Source organism: Ramlibacter algicola (assembly GCF_016641735.1).
GTDB classification, from domain to species: Bacteria; Pseudomonadota; Gammaproteobacteria; order Burkholderiales; family Burkholderiaceae_C; genus Ramlibacter; species Ramlibacter algicola.
Genome location: NZ_JAEDAO010000001.1, coordinates 1,219,059 through 1,235,547, shown reverse-complemented (window position 1 = coordinate 1,235,547; position 16,489 = coordinate 1,219,059). Strand labels below are relative to the sequence as shown.

At 66.3% G+C, this 16,489-nt stretch carries 18 protein-coding genes; 6 read left to right on the top strand and 12 right to left on the bottom strand.

Translation table 11 applies throughout. The features are described from left to right. Positions 1 to 28: 28 nt before the first annotated feature. From I8E28_RS06015 to I8E28_RS05995, 5 genes are read right to left on the bottom strand one after another with little or no spacing between them, the layout of a single operon-like run. Positions 29 to 535 (bottom strand): (2Fe-2S)-binding protein, encoded by a 507-nt coding sequence (locus tag I8E28_RS06015; RefSeq protein WP_200787089.1) that lies wholly within the window; start codon positions 533 to 535, stop codon positions 29 to 31. Further along, entirely contained in the window at positions 532 to 1,419 is an 888-nt protein-coding gene (locus I8E28_RS06010) for an FAD binding domain-containing protein (RefSeq protein ID WP_200787088.1), read from the bottom strand. The genes I8E28_RS06015 and I8E28_RS06010 overlap by 4 nt, the downstream gene beginning before the upstream one ends. A 13-nt stretch (positions 1,420 to 1,432) precedes the next feature. Then, positions 1,433 to 2,632: an FAD-dependent monooxygenase gene (locus I8E28_RS06005; protein ID WP_200787087.1), complete on the bottom strand. Its 1,200-nt coding sequence runs from the start codon at positions 2,630 to 2,632 to the stop codon at positions 1,433 to 1,435. Further along, positions 2,629 to 3,330, bottom strand: a complete 702-nt coding sequence (locus I8E28_RS06000) for an isochorismatase family protein (protein ID WP_200787086.1) — start codon at positions 3,328 to 3,330, stop codon at positions 2,629 to 2,631. The genes I8E28_RS06005 and I8E28_RS06000 overlap by 4 nt, the downstream gene beginning before the upstream one ends. A gap of 33 nt (positions 3,331 to 3,363) precedes the next feature. Further along, on the bottom strand, positions 3,364 to 4,425 hold the full coding sequence (locus I8E28_RS05995) for a tripartite tricarboxylate transporter substrate binding protein (RefSeq protein ID WP_200787085.1): 1,062 nt from the start codon (positions 4,423 to 4,425) through the stop codon (positions 3,364 to 3,366). Positions 4,426 to 4,456: 31 nt separating this feature from the next. Here I8E28_RS05995 and I8E28_RS05990 point away from each other — a divergent pair, with 31 nt between their 5' ends. Then, a complete protein-coding gene (locus I8E28_RS05990; RefSeq protein WP_200787084.1) occupies positions 4,457 to 5,158 on the top strand; it encodes an IclR family transcriptional regulator in 702 nt (233 codons plus the stop codon). A gap of 266 nt (positions 5,159 to 5,424) precedes the next feature. Here I8E28_RS05990 and I8E28_RS05985 read toward each other — a convergent pair whose 3' ends face one another. Together I8E28_RS05985 and I8E28_RS05980 are read right to left on the bottom strand one after the other, a co-directional pair. Then, positions 5,425 to 6,621 (bottom strand): ABC transporter substrate-binding protein, encoded by a 1,197-nt coding sequence (locus tag I8E28_RS05985; RefSeq protein ID WP_200787083.1) that lies wholly within the window; start codon positions 6,619 to 6,621, stop codon positions 5,425 to 5,427. 113 nt (positions 6,622 to 6,734) lie between these two features. Next, entirely contained in the window at positions 6,735 to 7,694 is a 960-nt protein-coding gene (locus I8E28_RS05980) for a LysR family transcriptional regulator (RefSeq protein ID WP_200787082.1), read from the bottom strand. A 190-nt stretch (positions 7,695 to 7,884) separates the two neighbouring features. Between I8E28_RS05980 and I8E28_RS20915 the strand changes: the two genes are divergently transcribed. Genes I8E28_RS20915 through I8E28_RS05955 form a run of 5 tightly spaced genes read left to right on the top strand, consistent with a single transcriptional unit; the run spans position 7,885 to position 11,790 of the window. Further along, on the top strand, positions 7,885 to 8,748 hold the full coding sequence (locus I8E28_RS20915) for a carboxymuconolactone decarboxylase family protein (RefSeq protein ID WP_200787081.1): 864 nt from the start codon (positions 7,885 to 7,887) through the stop codon (positions 8,746 to 8,748). A 13-nt stretch (positions 8,749 to 8,761) separates the two neighbouring features. Further along, entirely contained in the window at positions 8,762 to 9,142 is a 381-nt protein-coding gene (locus tag I8E28_RS05970) for a cupin domain-containing protein (protein ID WP_200787080.1), read from the top strand. Between the two features lie 10 nt (positions 9,143 to 9,152). Further along, on the top strand, positions 9,153 to 9,560 hold the full coding sequence (locus tag I8E28_RS05965) for an AraC family ligand binding domain-containing protein (RefSeq protein WP_200787079.1): 408 nt from the start codon (positions 9,153 to 9,155) through the stop codon (positions 9,558 to 9,560). 35 nt (positions 9,561 to 9,595) lie between these two features. Beyond that, the gene (locus I8E28_RS05960; RefSeq protein WP_200787078.1) at positions 9,596 to 11,227 is read left to right on the top strand and encodes an FAD-dependent oxidoreductase; all 1,632 of its coding nucleotides are present in this window, start codon (positions 9,596 to 9,598) and stop codon (positions 11,225 to 11,227) included. Then, on the top strand, positions 11,224 to 11,790 hold the full coding sequence (locus tag I8E28_RS05955) for an SRPBCC family protein (protein WP_200787077.1): 567 nt from the start codon (positions 11,224 to 11,226) through the stop codon (positions 11,788 to 11,790). Before I8E28_RS05960 ends, I8E28_RS05955 begins: the two co-directional genes overlap by 4 nt. 25 nt (positions 11,791 to 11,815) lie before the next feature. On the opposite strand, the gene I8E28_RS05950 is transcribed toward I8E28_RS05955, so the two are convergent. From I8E28_RS05950 to I8E28_RS05930, 5 genes are all read right to left on the bottom strand, one after another. Continuing rightward, a complete protein-coding gene (locus I8E28_RS05950; protein ID WP_200787076.1) occupies positions 11,816 to 12,619 on the bottom strand; it encodes an FCD domain-containing protein in 804 nt (267 codons plus the stop codon). Between the two features lie 15 nt (positions 12,620 to 12,634). Further along, entirely contained in the window at positions 12,635 to 13,900 is a 1,266-nt protein-coding gene (locus tag I8E28_RS05945; RefSeq protein ID WP_200787075.1) for a TRAP transporter large permease, read from the bottom strand. 8 nt (positions 13,901 to 13,908) lie between these two features. Further along, a complete protein-coding gene (locus I8E28_RS05940; RefSeq protein WP_200787074.1) occupies positions 13,909 to 14,436 on the bottom strand; it encodes a TRAP transporter small permease in 528 nt (175 codons plus the stop codon). 106 nt (positions 14,437 to 14,542) lie between these two features. Continuing rightward, positions 14,543 to 15,454, bottom strand: a complete 912-nt coding sequence (gene dctP / locus I8E28_RS05935; RefSeq protein WP_239027331.1) for a TRAP transporter substrate-binding protein DctP — start codon at positions 15,452 to 15,454, stop codon at positions 14,543 to 14,545. 115 nt (positions 15,455 to 15,569) lie between these two features. Then, positions 15,570 to 16,358, bottom strand: coding sequence for an HpcH/HpaI aldolase family protein (locus I8E28_RS05930; protein ID WP_200787072.1), 789 nt, complete (start codon positions 16,356 to 16,358; stop codon positions 15,570 to 15,572). Between the last annotated feature and the right edge of the window lie 131 nt (positions 16,359 to 16,489).

The following is a 16,489-nucleotide window of genomic DNA, read 5'->3' as shown; positions in this document are numbered from 1 at the left end:
CCGATCGCGTGCCTGTTCTCTTCGGCTCTCACTTCGGCTCTCCCGCGCCCTGCGCGCCGCCGTCGTTGCGGGCCTCGGCCGTCGCCAGGATCGCGTCGACAATCGGGATGTAGCCCGTGCAGCGGCACAGGTTGCCCGAGATGGCTTCGCGGACCTCCTCGCGGGAAGGGCACGGGCACTCCCGCAGGAAAGCATGAGCGGTGGTCAGCATGCCTGGCGTGCAGAAGCCGCATTGCAAGGCATGGTGTCGGCGGAAGTTCGCCTGCAGGTCGGTCAGTGCGCCCTCCGGCGCCAGCCCTTCGACCGTGACAACGTCGGCACCGTCCACCTGCACAGCGAACATCAGGCATGCGCGCACGGAGTCGCCATTGAGCAGCACGGTGCACGCGCCGCACACTCCATGCTCGCAGCCCAGGTGCGTGCCCGTGAGATCCAGGTGTTCCCGCAGGAAGTCCGCAAGCGTCAGGCGCGGCTCGACGGTTCCCTCGACGTTGGCGCCGTTCACTTGGAGCTGGATGCGGACCATGTCGTTCATCGGATGGATTCCTGCGTCGGCGCAGCCATGGCTGCGGCCTGTTTCAACACACGCGCTGTCATCGTCTCGACGAGTTCCAGGCGGTACTCGGCGCTTGCGTGGTGGTCGCTGAGCGGCGAGATCGAATGGCGGGCGGCCTTGGCCACGCGTGCAACTGCGTCCTCGGTGACAGGACCTCCGACCAGCTCGGCTGCAGCCGCGACGAGTTGCGGCCGCTCGCTCGCGGCGAAGATGACGCACCGGGCGGCCGTGCACCGCTGGTTCGCATCGATGTCGAGCGTGCACATGGCGCCGGTGATGGCGAAGTCGCCCAGCCGCCGCGAGACTTCCTCGAAGCCCCAACGGCGCGTGGCAGGCCAGGCGGGAAACTCGATCTCCCGAATGAGCTCGCCGGGCCGCAGTGCTGTCGTGTAGACGCCGAGCGGGAACTCGGCGGCGGGGATCCGCCGCTCGGCCGACGCGCTCGCCACCACGATCGTGGCGTCCAGCGCCATGCACAGCGCCGGCCATTCGGCCGCCGGGTCCGCGTGTGCCAGGCTCCCGCCGATGGTTCCACGGTTGCGGATTTGCGGATGCGCGACCCGCCGCATGACCGCGGGCACGATCGGCAGGTGCCGCTGCATCAGCGGGTCCCGCTCGAAGTCGGCGTGTCGCGTCATCGCACCTGCTGCCAGCGCACCGCTCGGCAGTCGACGGATGCCGCGAAGGCTGGTGATGCGACGCAGGTCGAGCAATCGGCCCGGATTGGCCAGCCGCAGGTTCAGCGCCGGGATCAGGCTCTGCCCGCCGGCCAGCACCCGCGCGTCGTCGCCACTCTCACGCAGCCGTTGGAGCGCTTCTTCCAGGCTGGCCGGTGCTTCGTAGTCGAATCGTGGTGGTTTCATCGCGGCACTGCCGTCAGAACGGGACGTTCACTGCGTCGTAGCGGAACAACCAGTCGTATCGCTCGCGGATGCGCGCCGGATCCCATTCCGCCGACGTGTACTGGTCAGCCTGGACCGGGTCTTCCAACTGCGGGTTGTGGAAGCGCTGGAGGTTCTCGGCCGACTTGTTCACGATGCGGGTCGTGCGGTCCACGCGGGCTTGTTCGTAGCGGAGGAGCGCTTGCGCGGGGGTACTCGCGCCGGCGTCCAGTGCGCGTGCAAGGACCATGCCGTCCTCGATGGCCATATTGGCGCCTTGCGCCAGGTAAGGCAGCGTGGAGTGGCAGGCATCTCCCAGCAGCGTGACTCGCCCGCTGCTCCACGCCTGCAGCGGCGGCCGCAGGAACAGCGCCCATTTGAACGGCGTAGTGATGTTGCGGATCATCAACTGCACGTCAGGATGCCAGCCGCGGTAGTCAGCAGCGCACTCCTCGATGGTCCCCGGCTCGGTCCACGACTCCACCTGCCAGTCATCGCGCTCCACGTGGCCGACGAAGTTGAGCAGCCTGCCGGAGCGCACCGGGTAGGTGATGATGTGGCCGTGCGGGCCGATCCAGTTGGCGCCGACGGGTCGGCGAAGGTGTTCCGGCAATTGCTCGATCGGGACCATGCCGCGCCAGCACATGCCGCCCGTGAAGCGCGCCTGCGCGTCGCCTGCCAGCTGCCGACGGATCCGCGAGTGCAGGCCATCGGCGCCGACCAGCACGTCGCCCACCGCGGTGCGACCATCTTCCATCGTGAGCTCGACCTGTTCCCCCAGGTCGCGATAGGAGACACCTCGGGAAGCGACGTGCACGGAACCCGGCTTGAGGGCGACGACCCGATCCAGCAGGATGCGGTGCAGGTCAGCCCGGTGCATGAGGTAGTACGGCACGCCGTAACGCTCCACGCACTCGGAGCCGAGGTCGAACAACGGGGTCATCTTGCCCGTGCTCCAGATGCGCACTTCCTTCGCCGACGCGGCGACACCGAGCCGCGCCAGCTCGTCCGCCAGCCCGAGTGCGTGCAGCACCTTGACGCCATTGGGCCCGAGCTGGACACCCGCGCCGATTTCCCGCAGTTCCGTCGCCTGCTCGAAGACTTCGACATCGAAGCCCCGCTGGAGCAGGGCTAGCGCGGCTGTGAGCCCGCCGATCCCGGCCCCCGAAATCAGGACTTTCAGGCGGTCGTTCATCCCACCTCCTTCAGGTACGCAGCCGACTTCTGGACCAAGGCGATCGCGGATTCGAGCGGCATCACGTCGGCGTACTTGCTGTCCATGTCGAACAGGTTCACCGCGTGTGAAGCTTGCGAGCGGTCGAACACGCACTCTTGCGGAACGACGACCCGGAAGCCGAACGACGAGCCGTCCACGACCGTGGCACGGACGCAGCCGCTCGTGGTGGTGCCCACCACGAACAGGGTCGACACGCCGCGGTCCAGCAGGTAGCTGATGAGAGGTGTGCCGAAGAAGGCGCTGGCATGCTGCTTTGGCACGAGGATCTCGCCGTCGCGCGGTGCGACTTCTTCGACGAACTCATAGCCGCGCGGCGGGATCGACATCACCGCGGGCGCCTTGTCGGCCCAGCGGCCGCCGTCGTAGGAGCGCTTGGGCGCCACATGCGGAAACAGCACCGGCAGTCCTGCGATGCGGAAGGCCTCGAGCAGCGCGCGGATGTGCGGAATGGCTCGCCAGCCATGTTCGCCGCAGCTGGTGGGGTACTCGCGGATGGCCTCTTCGATCGGCATCGGCTCCCGTCCCACGGATCGGTACTGGACGTCGATGACGAGCAGCGCGGCCTTGCCAGGGCGGCTGGCCTTGCGCCCCAGGCCGATCGCCTGGTACAGGTCGATCTCGTTCTGGGGGACCACGCGCGCCCAAGGTGACTTCATCGCTCCGCTCCCGTCTTCTTCGTTCTGCACTGCTTACTTGTCCAGGGTGATGCGCGCGTCGGTGATGACGCGGCGATAGGCTTGCGCGGTACTGCGCATGAATTCCTCGAAGGCAGCCGGTGTCGAGCCGGCCGGTTCGAGGCCGGTCGCCAGCAGGCGATTGCGGAACTCGGGCTGCGCGAAAGCGCGTGCCACGTCCTGCTGCACGCGGTCGGCGATCTCGGCCGGCGTGCCTTTCGGTGCCACCAAGCCGTACCAGGAATCGGAGACGACAGATGGCATGCCAAGTTCGGTGAAGCTGGGCACGCTGGGCAGGAGCTGCGATCGCTTCGGCTGCGCGATGGCCAGCGCGACGATCTTCCCGTCCTTGATGAGGGGCAGCGCCTCGGGGAGGTTGGCGAAGTTGAGTTGCACCTGGCCCGACGCGACGTCGGCCAGAGCGGGACCTTGGCCCCGGTAGGGAACGTGCACCGCGTCGATGTTCGCCGCCCGCTTGAGCATCTCGCCCGCCAGATGGGACATCGTGCCGTTGCCGCCGGACGAGTAGCTCAACGTCCCCGGCTTCTCCTTGGCGAAGCGTTGCATGTCGGCGATCGACTTGTACGGCGCCGCCGCGTTCGCGACGAGAACATGGGGCACGGACCCGAGGAGCGTCACGGGAACGAAGTCCGCGAATGCGTCGTAGGGCATGTCGTTGCGCAGGACCGTGTTGGCCACGAAGCTGTTCGCGACCGCGATCAACGTGTAGCCGTCCGGCAGTGTCTTCGCCCCGGCCGCGATCCCGATGATTCCGCCCGCGCCGCTTCGGTTGTCCACGACGACGGCCTGCTTCCAGCGGTCGCCCAGCTGCTGCGCCACTTGGCGCACCAGCACGTCCAGCGTCGCGCCTGCGGGGAACGGAACTATGACGCTGACGGTGCGGCCCGGATATCCGCTGCCTTGCGCGAAGGCGCGCCCGTTGGCAGCAGCGGCCCAGGCGGACAGCAGTCCAAGAAGTGCCCGGCGGCGGGTGGAAGACGGAAAGCCTGGAGACATGAGCAGACCTCGATCAACAAGAACAGAATGCGATTCTGCACAGCAGAATTCGGATGTCAAGGGACATGTGGCACTGATAATCCAGCCCGCTATGAGTGAAAAGTCCGAGGGGGTCGCAGCGGTCGAGAGGGCATTGAGCATCCTCAATGCCTTTGATATGCAGGAGCAGACACTCACCCTGCACCAACTGGCCGAGCGGACCGGCCTCTACAAGAGCACGATCCTCCGGCTGCTCGCCTCCCTGGTGCGCTTTGGCTGCATCGAGCAGTTGCCGGACTCGAGCTACCGCCTCGGCTTCACCGTCATGCACTGGGGCAGCATCTACCGCAGTTCCCTGCGGCTCGAGGACCACGTCGTGCCTGCGCTGAACACGCTCGTGGAGGAGACGGGGGAAGGTGCTTCCTATTTCCGCCGCGAAGGCGAGGTGCGTCTGTGCCTGTTCCGCGTCGATCCACGCAGGGCAGTGCGAGACCACATCTACGCCGGCCAGGTCCTGCCCCTGCACCAAGGTGCTGCGGGACGGGCCCTCGTCGAGTTCGAAGGCGATCCGGCCACCTGGCCGAAAGAGCGGGTCATCGTGACGATCGGCGAACGTGAGCCGGACATCGCAGCGGTCGCGGCACCAGTCTTCGCCAGCGGTGACAAGGTGATTGGCGCGGTGGCCGTCTCAGGACCGGCGAGTCGTTTCACACCGAAGGTGCTCCCCCAGTTCACCAGGGCGGTGCTCAGTGCGGCAGAGCAACTATCCGCCCGCTTAGGTGGACGCGTAAGCCTCTATAGAAGGACTGCCTGATCACTGTTTCATCGCCGCAGTCACGAGCGACTTCAGCTTCTGCGGAATGCGAGCGAGAAGATCGAGTATCGGCTGGTGACTTCCTCGACGGCACGGTCACCGGCCTGGCGCTGGCCTACCTGCCGGATCGGGCGACTCCTGCCGCAGCGAGGCTTCGGGCGGCGGCGGTGAAAGCGTGCACACCGTAGCCAGCACGGCCGCCACAAAAAGAGCCGGCGAAGGCCCGGCTCTTCACGCCAGAAGGGCTGAACCCGCCACCCGAACCCTTACTTCCACAGGGCGCACTTCGACTCGGCCTTGGTAGTGAACGCCTTGTCGCCCGGGACACGCTGGACCACCTTGTAGTAGTCCCACGGATACTTCGATTCAGCCGGGGTCTTCACCTGCATCAAGTACATCTCGTGCAGCATGCGGCCGTCCTCGCGGATGATGCCCCCCTTGGCATACATGTCGTTGATGGGCGTCGACTTCATGGCCGCCATGACCTTGTCGCCATTGTCCGAGCCGGCCTTCTCCACCGCATTCAGGTAGTGCCGCGCCGCGGAATACTGCGCGGCTTGGGTGCCGGCCGGCATCTTCTTCATCTTCTCGTAAAAGCGCTTCGACCATGCGCGCGACTCGGGCGTGAGGTCCCAGTACCAGTTGTCAGTCAGGTACATGCCGCCCGCCGTCTGCAGGCCGATCGCGTGCACGTCGCCGATGAACAGCAGCAGGCCGGCGAGCTTGGTGTTCTTGGTCAGCCCGAACTCCTTCGCCGTCTTGATGGCATTGACCGAATCGGTCCCGGCGTTCGCGAGGGCGAGCACCTGCGCCTTGGAGGCCTGCGCCGTGAGCAGCAGCGACGAGAAGTCCGGCAAGTTGGCGGGGTGGCGGCTCACGCCGGCGACGCTTCCGCCGTTGGCCTTCAGCACTGCGGCCGTGTCATTGACCGTAGAGGCGCCGAACGCCGTGTCGAGCGCGAGGAAGTACCACGACTTCAGGCCCTGGTTGACGAGCGCGCTGCCGCCCACCTTCGCGAGGGACACGGTGTCATACGCGTAGTGCACGGTGTAGGGGGTGCATTCCTCGTTGGTGATGCGCGAGCTACCTGCGCCGTTTGCGATCAGCGGGATCTTCTTCTCGGCCGCGACACGCGCCATCCCGAGCACCGCGGCGGAGGCGCCGCCCGCGAACACGACGTCGAGGCCCTGGGTGTCGATCCATTCGCGCAGCTTCGCTACCGCGATGTCGCTCTTGTTCTGGTGGTCCGCCGTGAGAAACACGATGTTCTTGCCGGCGACCGTGCCGCCTGCGTCGGCGATGGCCATGCGGATCGCTTCGGCGCCACCCATGCCGTCAACGTCGATGTAGGGGCCAGACAGGTCCGTGATCAGGCCGATCTTGATCGTGTCATCCGAGATCTGGGCGGTGGCCTGGGAAGCAGCCGCGGCCAGGACGGTCGCGGCGATGATGGATTTGCGCATGGCTTGTCTCCTGCTTTAACACCGCAGGCAGTTTAGGGAGCACGCCGTCGCAGGGCCAATATCAAATGGCCGTACCAGCTATAAACAAAACTGATAGCGCGAAGATTCTCGCCTCAGGGCGCCTGCGATCGGCGACCGTTGCGGGCCCGCCCCTCGGCGCCGATCAGGCGGGCCGTCCAGTCGCCGGCGCGCACGCGGCTCGTGATCTCCTGGCGCAGCAGGCCGAGCACGATGCTGGCGGCGGGCGTCAGCGGGCGCACGCTGGATTGGCACACCATCACCTGCCAGCTGAGGGCGGGGTTGACGATGGGCAGCGCCAGGACGTCCCCCGCACGCACGGCGGTGTCCACGGAGCCTTGCGGCAGGATCGCTGTGCCCACCCCCGCGCGCGCGAGCTCGATCATGAGCGAGGTGGAATCGATCTCGACCACCTCCGCCTCCTTCAGGTTGAGCCCGTCGACGAGGTCGCGGATGACGTGCGGTCGGTGCGGAAGAATGAGTGGCTTCGCGCCGAGGTCCGACGCATCGAACAGGGCACGGTTCTTGCGCCGCCCGCGCGCCACTATCGCGAACAGGTCCTCGACCAGCAGCGGCTCGCTGGTGAGCAGCTTGCCGGTGCGCGGCTCGAACAGCACCGCGAGATCGAGGCTGCCGCTGATCAGCCACTCGTGCAGCAGGGCGCTGAACCCCTCCACCACCCGCACCGACACGCCGGGGTAGGAGGCGCGCAGCTCGTCGAGGAAACGGGGCGAGATGAAGCGCGTGGAAGGCACGGGGAGCCCCACGCTCACCGTGCCGGTCACGCCGGTGCTACTGGTACGTACCTTGAAGTCATGCCTCAGCTGTTCGAAGTCCGCCAGCAGCTCGTGACAGCGCTCCAGGAAGGCCGCACCGTCGGCCGTGAGTTCCACGCCGTGCCCGTGCCGATGGAACAGCTTGGTGTCCAGTTCCTCTTCGAGCAGCCGCATCTGCCGGCTGAGCGCAGGTTGGCTGACGTAGAGGAAGGCCGCCGCCTTGGTATAGCTGCGCAGCTCAGCGATGTGGACGAAGGTCTTGATCTGGCGCAGGTCCATGGGCTCAGGACGGTTGATCAGCGCAGGTTATATCAGGTGGCAGAACTTGGTATTGGTCTTGTGCCGATGCGCTCCGTACAGTCCGCTCGCGTGTGCCGCACATGCCGCGCACCCACCCAGCAACCAGAAAGCGAGGACACCCGTGGCAGTCCAGAAACCCAAAACAGAAATGGTGGCATCGGGCCATCACGTGCACAGCCTCTACGTCGGCCAGTTCGATCCCGAGCAGATCCAGAAACCCCACGTTACCGCCCGTCGCATGCACGCGGAAGGCTTCAGCGCCGAGTTCCTCGACGAGGCACTCGAGCAGGTGCAGTACCCGCTGTTCGGCCGCTGGGGCCTGATCGGCGAGAAGGGCGGCAACGACATCTATGCGGACCGCTGCAGCGTCTACATCTTCGGCCAGTACTACGGGCGCGACGGCCTCGACCTGAAGACCCGCGGCCTGCTCGTCGTTTCCGCACTCAGCGTGCTGCTGCGCGAAGGCGTGCTCCCCACCTGGACGAACGCGTGCCGCAACCTGGGCTGGAGCGAAGACCAGCTGAAGGAACTCGGCGCCCTCGTGTCGCACATTGGCGGTTTTCCGGTGTCGCGCGGCGCGCTGATGATGATGGACGAGGTGTTCGAGAAGCGCCGCGCCATCACCGGCGAGCCGGTGGAGAGCCGCGTGTCCGCCGAGACCCGACCCGACCTGTACGAGGCCGCTTGCCACATGGCCGAGCGCCTCTTCGGCCAGCGCGACGGCGACTTCGACGACCTCCCGCTGCCCGCCGGCGACCCGTTCCGCAAGGAAATGGTCACCTGGGTGTTTGGCTACCTGTTCACCGAGCGCTCGCTGATCCCGGTGCGCGCCAAGGTGCTCGCGGTGATCGCCATGTGCGCGGCCCTCGGCCGCACGCCGATGGCACGCCGCTGGATGGGTGCCGCCCGGCGCATCGGCTGCTCACGCGTCGAAGTGCAGGAAACGATCATCACCGCCGCTCTGTATGGCGGATGGCCGTCGGCGCGCGAAGCGCTGGGCGCGCTGGCCGAAACCTGGCCCCTACAAGCGTGAAGGAGGAGACCCCATGGCAATGAAAACCTGTGCCCGCAACGCCGCCAAGGACGGCAGCGACTTCGCGCCGGGGCTGCGCGAATTCTTCCAGTACCGCGACACCGGCATCCGCGACGCGACTGGCGGCATGTACGCCGCGCACGTGATCCGCGCCGTGCCGGGTAAGGACCCCGTGCCGCAGTGGCACACCCACGCGTGCGGCTTCCAGCTGTTCTTCGTGCTGAAGGGCTGGGTCGAATTCGAGTACGAGGACATCGGCGTCGTGCGCCTGGAGACCGGCGGCTCGGCCTTCCAGCCGCCCGGCGTGCGCCACCGCGAGCTGCGTCACAGCCCGGACCTCGAGGTGCTGGAAATTGTCTCCCCGGCCGGCTTCACGACGGCCCTCGCGGAATAGGCACGCCCCCATGACCACCATGCATGACTGGAACCTCCTGCCGCGGGAGTTCGTGCGCAAGGGCATCGAGCGCTGCGGCTTCCGCGGCGAGGACGCGATCCTCGTGATGAACTGGATCTCGCCGGACATCGCAGTGCGGCCGCATACGCACACGTTCGAGCAATTGGTGGTCTGTGTGCAGGGCCAGTTCCGCTACCACGTGGGCGACGAGGTGTTCCACATGACGCCTGGCTGCATGCTGCGCGTGCCGCCGCACACGCTGCACCACGTGGAGCCGGTGGGCGACGAAGTGGCCCTGAATCTCGACATCTTCGCCCCGCTGCGGGCGGACTATGCGCACCTAGTGGAGTACCAGCGCGCGGAGTTCACCACGCCCGGCCCGGCACCCGCCCGACCTGAACACGTTCCGCAATCATGAAAAATCCACCCACCGAATGGAACCACCGCGCCGACGTGGTGGTCGTCGGCTCCGGTGCCGCCGGCCTCACGGCGGCCATTCTGGCCCACGACAGCGGCGCCAAGGTGCTGATCGTCGAGCGCACCGGTCGCATCGGCGGCACGACCGCCGTCTCCGGCGGCGGCATCTGGATCCCGCTCAACCACCACATGGGCGTGCTGGAGTTCTCCGACACGCGCGAGGACGCACTGGAGTACTGCCGGCGGCAGGCGATGGGCAGGGTGGACGAAGCCCTTATCCGGACCTTCGTCGACACCGCCGCGCCGATGATCCGCTACCTCGAGGACCACACGCCGCTGACCTTCCGGGCGATGACGACGACGGACTACCAACCGGAAGTCCCGGGGGGACGCATGGGTGGCCGCTCGATCGAGCCGCAGCCTTTCGACACCCGGGTGCTCGGCGAGTGGCAGTCGCGGGTGCGCCCGCCCAGTGCCTTCGCGTTCCCGATCACCCGCCAGGAGGCGCTGGGAGAGTACGACGCGTTCTTCCGCCCTTGGCAGATCCCGCAGGAACTCGCGGCGGAGCGCATGATGAACGGCATCGTGACGCTCGGTCAGGCGCTTGTCGCCGGGCTGCTCAAGGCGGTGCTCGACCGCAATATCCCGATCCTGTTCGACACACGGGGCCGCAAGCTCGTGGTCGAGAGCGGCCGGGTCACCGGCCTGCTGGCGGAAGGTGCGGACCGTGCCCCAATCGCGATCGGCGCCTCGCGTGGCCTCGTGCTGGCAACCGCGGGCTTCGAGTGGAATCGGCGCCTGCAGGCGCAGTTCCTCCAGGCGCCGATCGAAAACCCCAACACGCCGCCGTTCAACGAGGGCGACGGTCTGATGATGGCCATGGAAGTCGGCGCCGACCTAGCGAACATGGCGGAGGTGTGGCATTTCCCGTCGCTGATGATCCCCGGCGAGTCGTACGAAGGGCATCCCCTCAGCCGCGCGCTCCTGTCCGAGCGCAACGGGCCGCACGTGATCTGGGTGAACGCCAAGGGCAAGCGCTTCGCCAACGAGGCGGCCAACTACAACTCGCTCGGCCGTCAACTGCAGGAGATGCAGACCGGCCATCCGGAGGCAGCAAACCTGCCGGCCTGGGCCATCCTGGACCACCAGTTCCGCTCGCGCTACGTGGTGGGCACCACCATGCCGGAGGACCCGGACCCGCAGTGGCTCGTGAAGGCGGACACGCTCGAAGCGCTGGCAGCGAAGACCGGCATCGACGCGCGGCAGCTCGCGGCGACGGTTGCGCGCTGGAACGGGTTCGTGCAGAAGGGGGTGGATGAGGACTTCGGCAAGGGCCAGAGTCGCTATGACCGTTCGCAGGGCGATCGTGAGGCTGCGCTGCCGAACCTTGGCTCGATCGAGAAACCGCCCTTCTACGCCGTGCGCGTGACGACGGGCGCGCTCGGCACCAAGGGCGGGCCGCGCACGAACGAGAATGCGCAGGTGCTCGACGTACGCGGCCAGCCCATCCCCGGCCTGTATGCGGCAGGCAACGTCGCGGCGAGCATCACCGGGCCAGGCTACTACGGCCGCGGCGCCACCTTGGGGCCGGGCATGACTTTCGGCTACATCGCGGGCCGTACCGCAGCGCGTGACACGGATGCGGCGACGCTGGGAGGCTCGCGATGATCGGCGCGGAACGCGAAATCCGGGTCGCGTGCAGCCAGGCGGACACGTGGCAGTTCGTGCAGGACATCGGCAACTGGGCCGCCCAGATGCCGGGCTACCATTCGCACCAGGAGGTGGACGCCGACGCCTCGGTCTGGACCCTCAATGTGGATATGGGCGCGTTCTCGCGCGCCGTCGTCGTCGAAGTCAACGTGCAACGCTGGGCGCCGCCCGCCGAGGTGGACTTCACGATGAAGGGGCGGTTCGAGCCGTTCCATGGCCGCGGGAGCTTCCGCTCGAGGCCCTGCAACGGGGGCACAGCAATCGCACTGCGACTTGAGACGGAGGTGACTGGCTCGATGAGCAAGGTGCTCACCGCGATGGCCACGCCGGTGCTGAACCGGGTGGCGGACCAGTTTGCGGCGAACCTGCAAGGTGCGCTCGGCGGCGCTGCCACCGTGCCGGCATCGCCAGTGCCCACAGCAGCCGAAATGCCGCACGACGCAGCGAGCGGCCCTGCGGCTGGAGGCCTGCTGGCCTGCGCGCGTCGCCTGCTCGAAGCCTGGCGCCGGCGCGCCGTCTGAAGGTACGGGCCGGCAGAGCCAACTCCTAGCCACGGGAGGTTGCATTACGTGTCGGACGTGTGCGACGGGTGGGCTCGGCCTTGCCAAGCTCAGCAGTCCGGGGCCGCAATCCGAGCATCGACGCGACGTCTTCCCCGCTAAAGGCGAACTCCGTCGACTTCTCATGCGGCCGGAAAAGCGCGGACAGCAGCCTCGCGGTGACAGCCTGGATGTTTTCCCTAGCCAGTGACTCCGCCTGATCGGCCTGACCATCCAGCATCGCATCGCACAGCGGCAGAAGGTTGCTGGCGATGGTAGGTGAAAGGTCGGAAGTCAGCGCGCTAACCCTCAGGTAGCGGTCGATCCTCTCGGAGACCTCTTCGACCCACGTGGCCAAGCGCCCGTTGCCACTGGCTCGAGCGACTGCAAGCTTGAACTCACGGCTTTGCGTCAGGTACCGCGTGACGGACTTGGCATTGTTGCGGTCGTATCCGGCGGAGTAGCGCTTGCGCGCGAGCTCGATGACAGCCGGATCCAGCCGGCCGGTCGCCAGCCGGTACGCCGGCGGCTCGGTCAACAGCCGCAACTGCGTGAGCTCAAGAGCGTCCTTGATGTCGAGGGGCGCCACCCGGTAGCCGTACCTCGGCACGGCCGACACCAAGCCGTCGTGCGACAGCCGCAGCAATGCGGCGCGGACCGCGGCCTTGCCCATGTCGAGAAGCTGCGTGAGTTCAGGTTCGCTGACGGAGCTGCCGGGGGGCAGCTCGCAGTCAACGATCATGCGGCGCAGGTGGCGATACGCCTGCTCGCCTTGGGTCAACTCACCGTTTTCGACAATCTTCAGGGCCACGCTTCTCGATGCTCTCTAGATACTTCCCAGCACCCGGGGCAGGTACAGGACGATGTCGGGCACCATCATGCACACAATGCCGACCAGCACCAAGGGCATGATGAAGATCAGGAGCCACTTGTTTGCTTCTGACGGCTTGGCGTTCACCAGGCGCGCTGACACGTAGATGCTCACGGCCACGGGCGGCGACATTCCCGCGATCACGCAGTTCAGCGTCAGCACGATGCCGTAGACGATCGGGTCTATGCCCATGGCCGACACGACGGGCAGGAACACCGGTGTCGTGATCACGATGATCGGCAGCGCCTCCAGCACTATTCCCAAGACTAGGATGATGACCTGGATGATGATGAACACCACGATCGCCGAGTCTGAGATGCCCTTCAGCCAAGTCGCGACGAGCTCGGGAAACTGCGACACCGTCACGAGCCAGGCGAAAGAGGCCGACATGGCCAGGACGATCAGGATCGCTCCGCTCATCAGCGCAGTCTTTACCAGTGCGTCGTAAAAGCGCGCCCACGTGAGTTCCCCGTACACCACGCTCGCCAGGACCATCGCCAGCAGAACGCCAAGGGCAGCGGATTCCGTCGCCGTGAACAGGCCGCTGAAGATGCCGCCCATCACGACAACCGGAAGCATCAATGGCGGGATTGCGCTGACGAAGCTGCTCCACAACTCGCCGGCGGGCGCCTTGCGGCGCTCTCCGAAGCCGTAGTGCCACGACAGCCCCATGGCGAAGGCGGCGATGAGGAAGGTGACGAGCAGGCCGGGGATGATGGTGCCGAAGAACAGGCCGCCGATCGATACGTTCCCGATCAGGCCGTAGATGATCAACGGCACGCTGGGCGGGATCAGCACGCCCAATCCGCCTGCGGCAGCTATAAGGGAGACGATGAAACCCTTGGGATAGCGCTGGCGCACGAGTTCGGGCCCGAACACGCTGCCGATCGCCGCGATCGCGGCGATGCCCGATCCGGACACCGCACCGAACATGGCGGAAGCGGACACTTCAGCCGCTGCCATGCCGCCGGGCAGACGCCCCAGCACCGCGTTGGCGAACCGCATCAAGCGGTGCGTGCTGCCATGCTCCATGAGGTAGCCGACCAGCACGAACAGCGGCAAGGCCAACATCGGGAAGGAACCCACGCCCGAGATCGCGCGCTGGACGATGACTTCGGCCGGAAACACGCCTTGCTGCAGGATCACCAACAAGGTAGCGATGCCGAGTGCGAAGCCCACCGGCACGGCGAAGAAGAGAAGGCCCAGCAGAGAGCCGGTCAACGTACCAATCACATTCCCACCTCTTCCAGTTCGGGCTGCCGAGACAGCACTTGGCCTTTCTCGCCACACACCATGAAAATCAGGGACTGCAGGGAGACGATCGCAAAGCCTATAGGCGCCCCGAGATAGCCGTAGCCGACAGGCGCTTCCAGCGAAATCGAAATCTTGCGCATCGAGTAGAGCGCGAACTCCGCGCTCGCCCACGCAGCCCAGGCCGCGAACACGAGCACCACCGCGTCCACCGCGAACGTCAACACCTTTCGTGGCGTGTCAGGCAGCAGGGACGGCAGGAAGTCAACGACTAGGTGCTCGCGCCGGCCCCAGGCGATGGCCGTTCCCAAAAAGCACAGGTAGACCATCAGGTACTGGCACACCTCTTCGATCCAGAAAAGCGGCTCGCCGATCTGCCGCAGGCCGACCTGCGCGATCAGCATGACCGAGAATGCCACGATGGTGGCCGCACAGATGGCGCACAGGCCTGTATCAAGGCCGGCGAGAACGGCAGCGCCGACCCGCCCGGAGACGTTTTGTGTCATCGATTTTCCGAAGAGAGGCACCGGCCTCTGACTGCGTAAATTGAAGGCGTCCGGCCTCGCCGGACGCCTTGCACTGCCGCTCGGACCGCGCGCAAGTGCAGGTGCCTTACTTGGCAGTGCCGTCCCGGACTTGGCGGGCGATCGCCATCCACTCGGCGCCGAAGATCGGTTCGGCGGTCTTCCAGACCGGATCGGTGGCTTCCCGGAACGCCTTGACGTCCACGTTGGTGACCTGCACGCCCTTGGCCTTGAGGAACTTGACCTGCTCGGCCTCCTCGCTCGCGATGAGCGCGCGTTGCTCCACGCGTGCCGCGTAGAACTCGTCGCGCAGCGCGGCGCGCTGCTTCTCGTTCAGAGCGTCGTACCACTTCTTCGACACCACGATCGGGATCGCGCTCCAGATGTGGCCCGAGAAGCTGAGGTGCTTCTGCACGGTGTACAGACTGGCGCTGGTGATCAGCCCCACCGGGTTCTCCTGTCCATCCACCACGCCCTGTTGCAGGGCCTGGTACAGCTCCGTGAAGGGCATCGGGATCGCCGAAGCCTTGAGCTGGCGGAACATCTCCAGGCGGATCTTGCTTTCGGCAGAGCGGAAGCGCAGGCCGGACATGTCCTTCGGCGTAACGATCGGGCGCTTGCTGTTAGTGAAGTGGCGGAAGCCATTTTCCCAGTAAGCCAGCACCTTGAAGCCATGCTGCTCCGCGAGCTTGCCCACCTCCTCGCCGAGCTTGCCATCCATGGCCTTATAGGCGGCCTGGCGGTCGGCGAACATGAAGGGCAGTTCCTCGATGCCGAACTTCGCGTTGTAGCCCTGCAGCACCGAGATGCCGCCTGCGGCCGAGCCCTGCACGGCGCCTCGGGCGACTTGGTCGAGGGCCTCAAGGTCGCCGCCGAGCGTGCCGCCCACATACAGTTCCATCTTGAGGTGAAGGTCAGGCCGCGCGTTGATCTTGGCGGCCACCTTCTTCAGCATGGTGCTGACCGGGTGCTGTTCCGGCGTGACGGACGCGACGCGCATCACCACAGGCGATTGCGCGAGCGCGGGCGCCGCGTGGAACGCAGAGGCCGCTGCGACAGCGGCCAGCAGGGTTCTGATGAACTTCATAGATGTCTCCGGTAATGTGGATTGGTGGTCAGCGCAGGTTCACGGCCGCGGCCACGCTGCGGTAGGTGTCGGCGAGAACGAAGCGGTCGCCGGTCAACGCGATGAAGCGGGCGCCCTGCCCGCGCAGCCTCTCGACGCCGGCGCGGATCGGCGCGGCCTCGGATTCGAAGATGACACCCAGCACGTCGACGCCGTTGGCCAACGCTAGCTGGTTCATTTCGGCCTGCTTGCGCACGACCTCGGGGTGCTTGTGGTCGCCGGCATAGCCCAGCGACATGCTCAGGTCGAACTGGCCGACGCCAACCACGTTCAGGCCCTCGACGGCGACGATCTCTGCGAAGTTGTCGACGCCAGCCTTGGTCTCGACCAGTGCGACGACCATGATGTTCTTCTCCGCCCAAGCGGTGGAGGTCTGCCAATCGACGATGCCGTGGCCGGTGGAACGCACGCAAGGGCAGGCGCCGCGGGTCCCGTTGGGCGCGTAGCGGGTCGACGCAATGACTTCGCGTAGCTGCTCGGCCGACTCCACGTTCGGCACGATGATGCCGACCGCGCCGGCGTCCAGCACTTTCAGCACCGTCGCGCGCGAGGCCTCCGGGATGCGCACGAAGGGCGCGGTGCCGCAGCTCTCCGCGGCTCGGATCATGTTCGCGGCCGATTCGATCCCGAAGGTGCCGTGCTCCATGTCGATGATCACGAAGTCCAGGCCAGCGCCGGCCGCGATCTCGCAGTTCTCCGGGCTGTTGTTTTGGATGAAGGTGCCATAGGCGACATTTCGCTTGTCAAAAGCTTCGAACACAGGGTTGGGGGGCAGCATGGACCGTTCTCCTTCGACTTGTGACCCATCATAGAAAGGTCTGTGACATGTCAGTGACCGGGTTTGTCCGGTAAACGAACGACGTACACGCGCGGTGGCTTTGCGCCAGGACGCTGCCTATGATCCGCGCC

What these genes read in the sequence shown, in the direction of transcription:
- I8E28_RS05965 (WP_200787079.1), top strand. Translation starts at nt 9,153, where the DNA reads ATGACCACCATGCATGACTGGAACCTCCTGCCGCGGGAGTTCGTGCGC.
- I8E28_RS05930 (WP_200787072.1), bottom strand. Translation starts at nt 16,358, where the DNA reads ATGCTGCCCCCCAACCCTGTGTTCGAAGCTTTTGACAAGCGAAATGTC.
- I8E28_RS05985 (WP_200787083.1), bottom strand. Translation starts at nt 6,621, where the DNA reads ATGCGCAAATCCATCATCGCCGCGACCGTCCTGGCCGCGGCTGCTTCC.
- I8E28_RS05990 (WP_200787084.1), top strand. Translation starts at nt 4,457, where the DNA reads ATGAGTGAAAAGTCCGAGGGGGTCGCAGCGGTCGAGAGGGCATTGAGC.
- I8E28_RS06010 (WP_200787088.1), bottom strand. Translation starts at nt 1,419, where the DNA reads ATGAAACCACCACGATTCGACTACGAAGCACCGGCCAGCCTGGAAGAA.
- I8E28_RS05970 (WP_200787080.1), top strand. Translation starts at nt 8,762, where the DNA reads ATGGCAATGAAAACCTGTGCCCGCAACGCCGCCAAGGACGGCAGCGAC.
- I8E28_RS06015 (WP_200787089.1), bottom strand. Translation starts at nt 535, where the DNA reads ATGAACGACATGGTCCGCATCCAGCTCCAAGTGAACGGCGCCAACGTC.
- dctP (WP_239027331.1), bottom strand. Translation starts at nt 15,454, where the DNA reads ATGCGCGTCGCGTCCGTCACGCCGGAACAGCACCCGGTCAGCACCATG.
- I8E28_RS05980 (WP_200787082.1), bottom strand. Translation starts at nt 7,694, where the DNA reads ATGGACCTGCGCCAGATCAAGACCTTCGTCCACATCGCTGAGCTGCGC.
- I8E28_RS06000 (WP_200787086.1), bottom strand. Translation starts at nt 3,330, where the DNA reads ATGAAGTCACCTTGGGCGCGCGTGGTCCCCCAGAACGAGATCGACCTG.
- I8E28_RS05940 (WP_200787074.1), bottom strand. Translation starts at nt 14,436, where the DNA reads ATGACACAAAACGTCTCCGGGCGGGTCGGCGCTGCCGTTCTCGCCGGC.
- I8E28_RS05955 (WP_200787077.1), top strand. Translation starts at nt 11,224, where the DNA reads ATGATCGGCGCGGAACGCGAAATCCGGGTCGCGTGCAGCCAGGCGGAC.
- I8E28_RS06005 (WP_200787087.1), bottom strand. Translation starts at nt 2,632, where the DNA reads ATGAACGACCGCCTGAAAGTCCTGATTTCGGGGGCCGGGATCGGCGGG.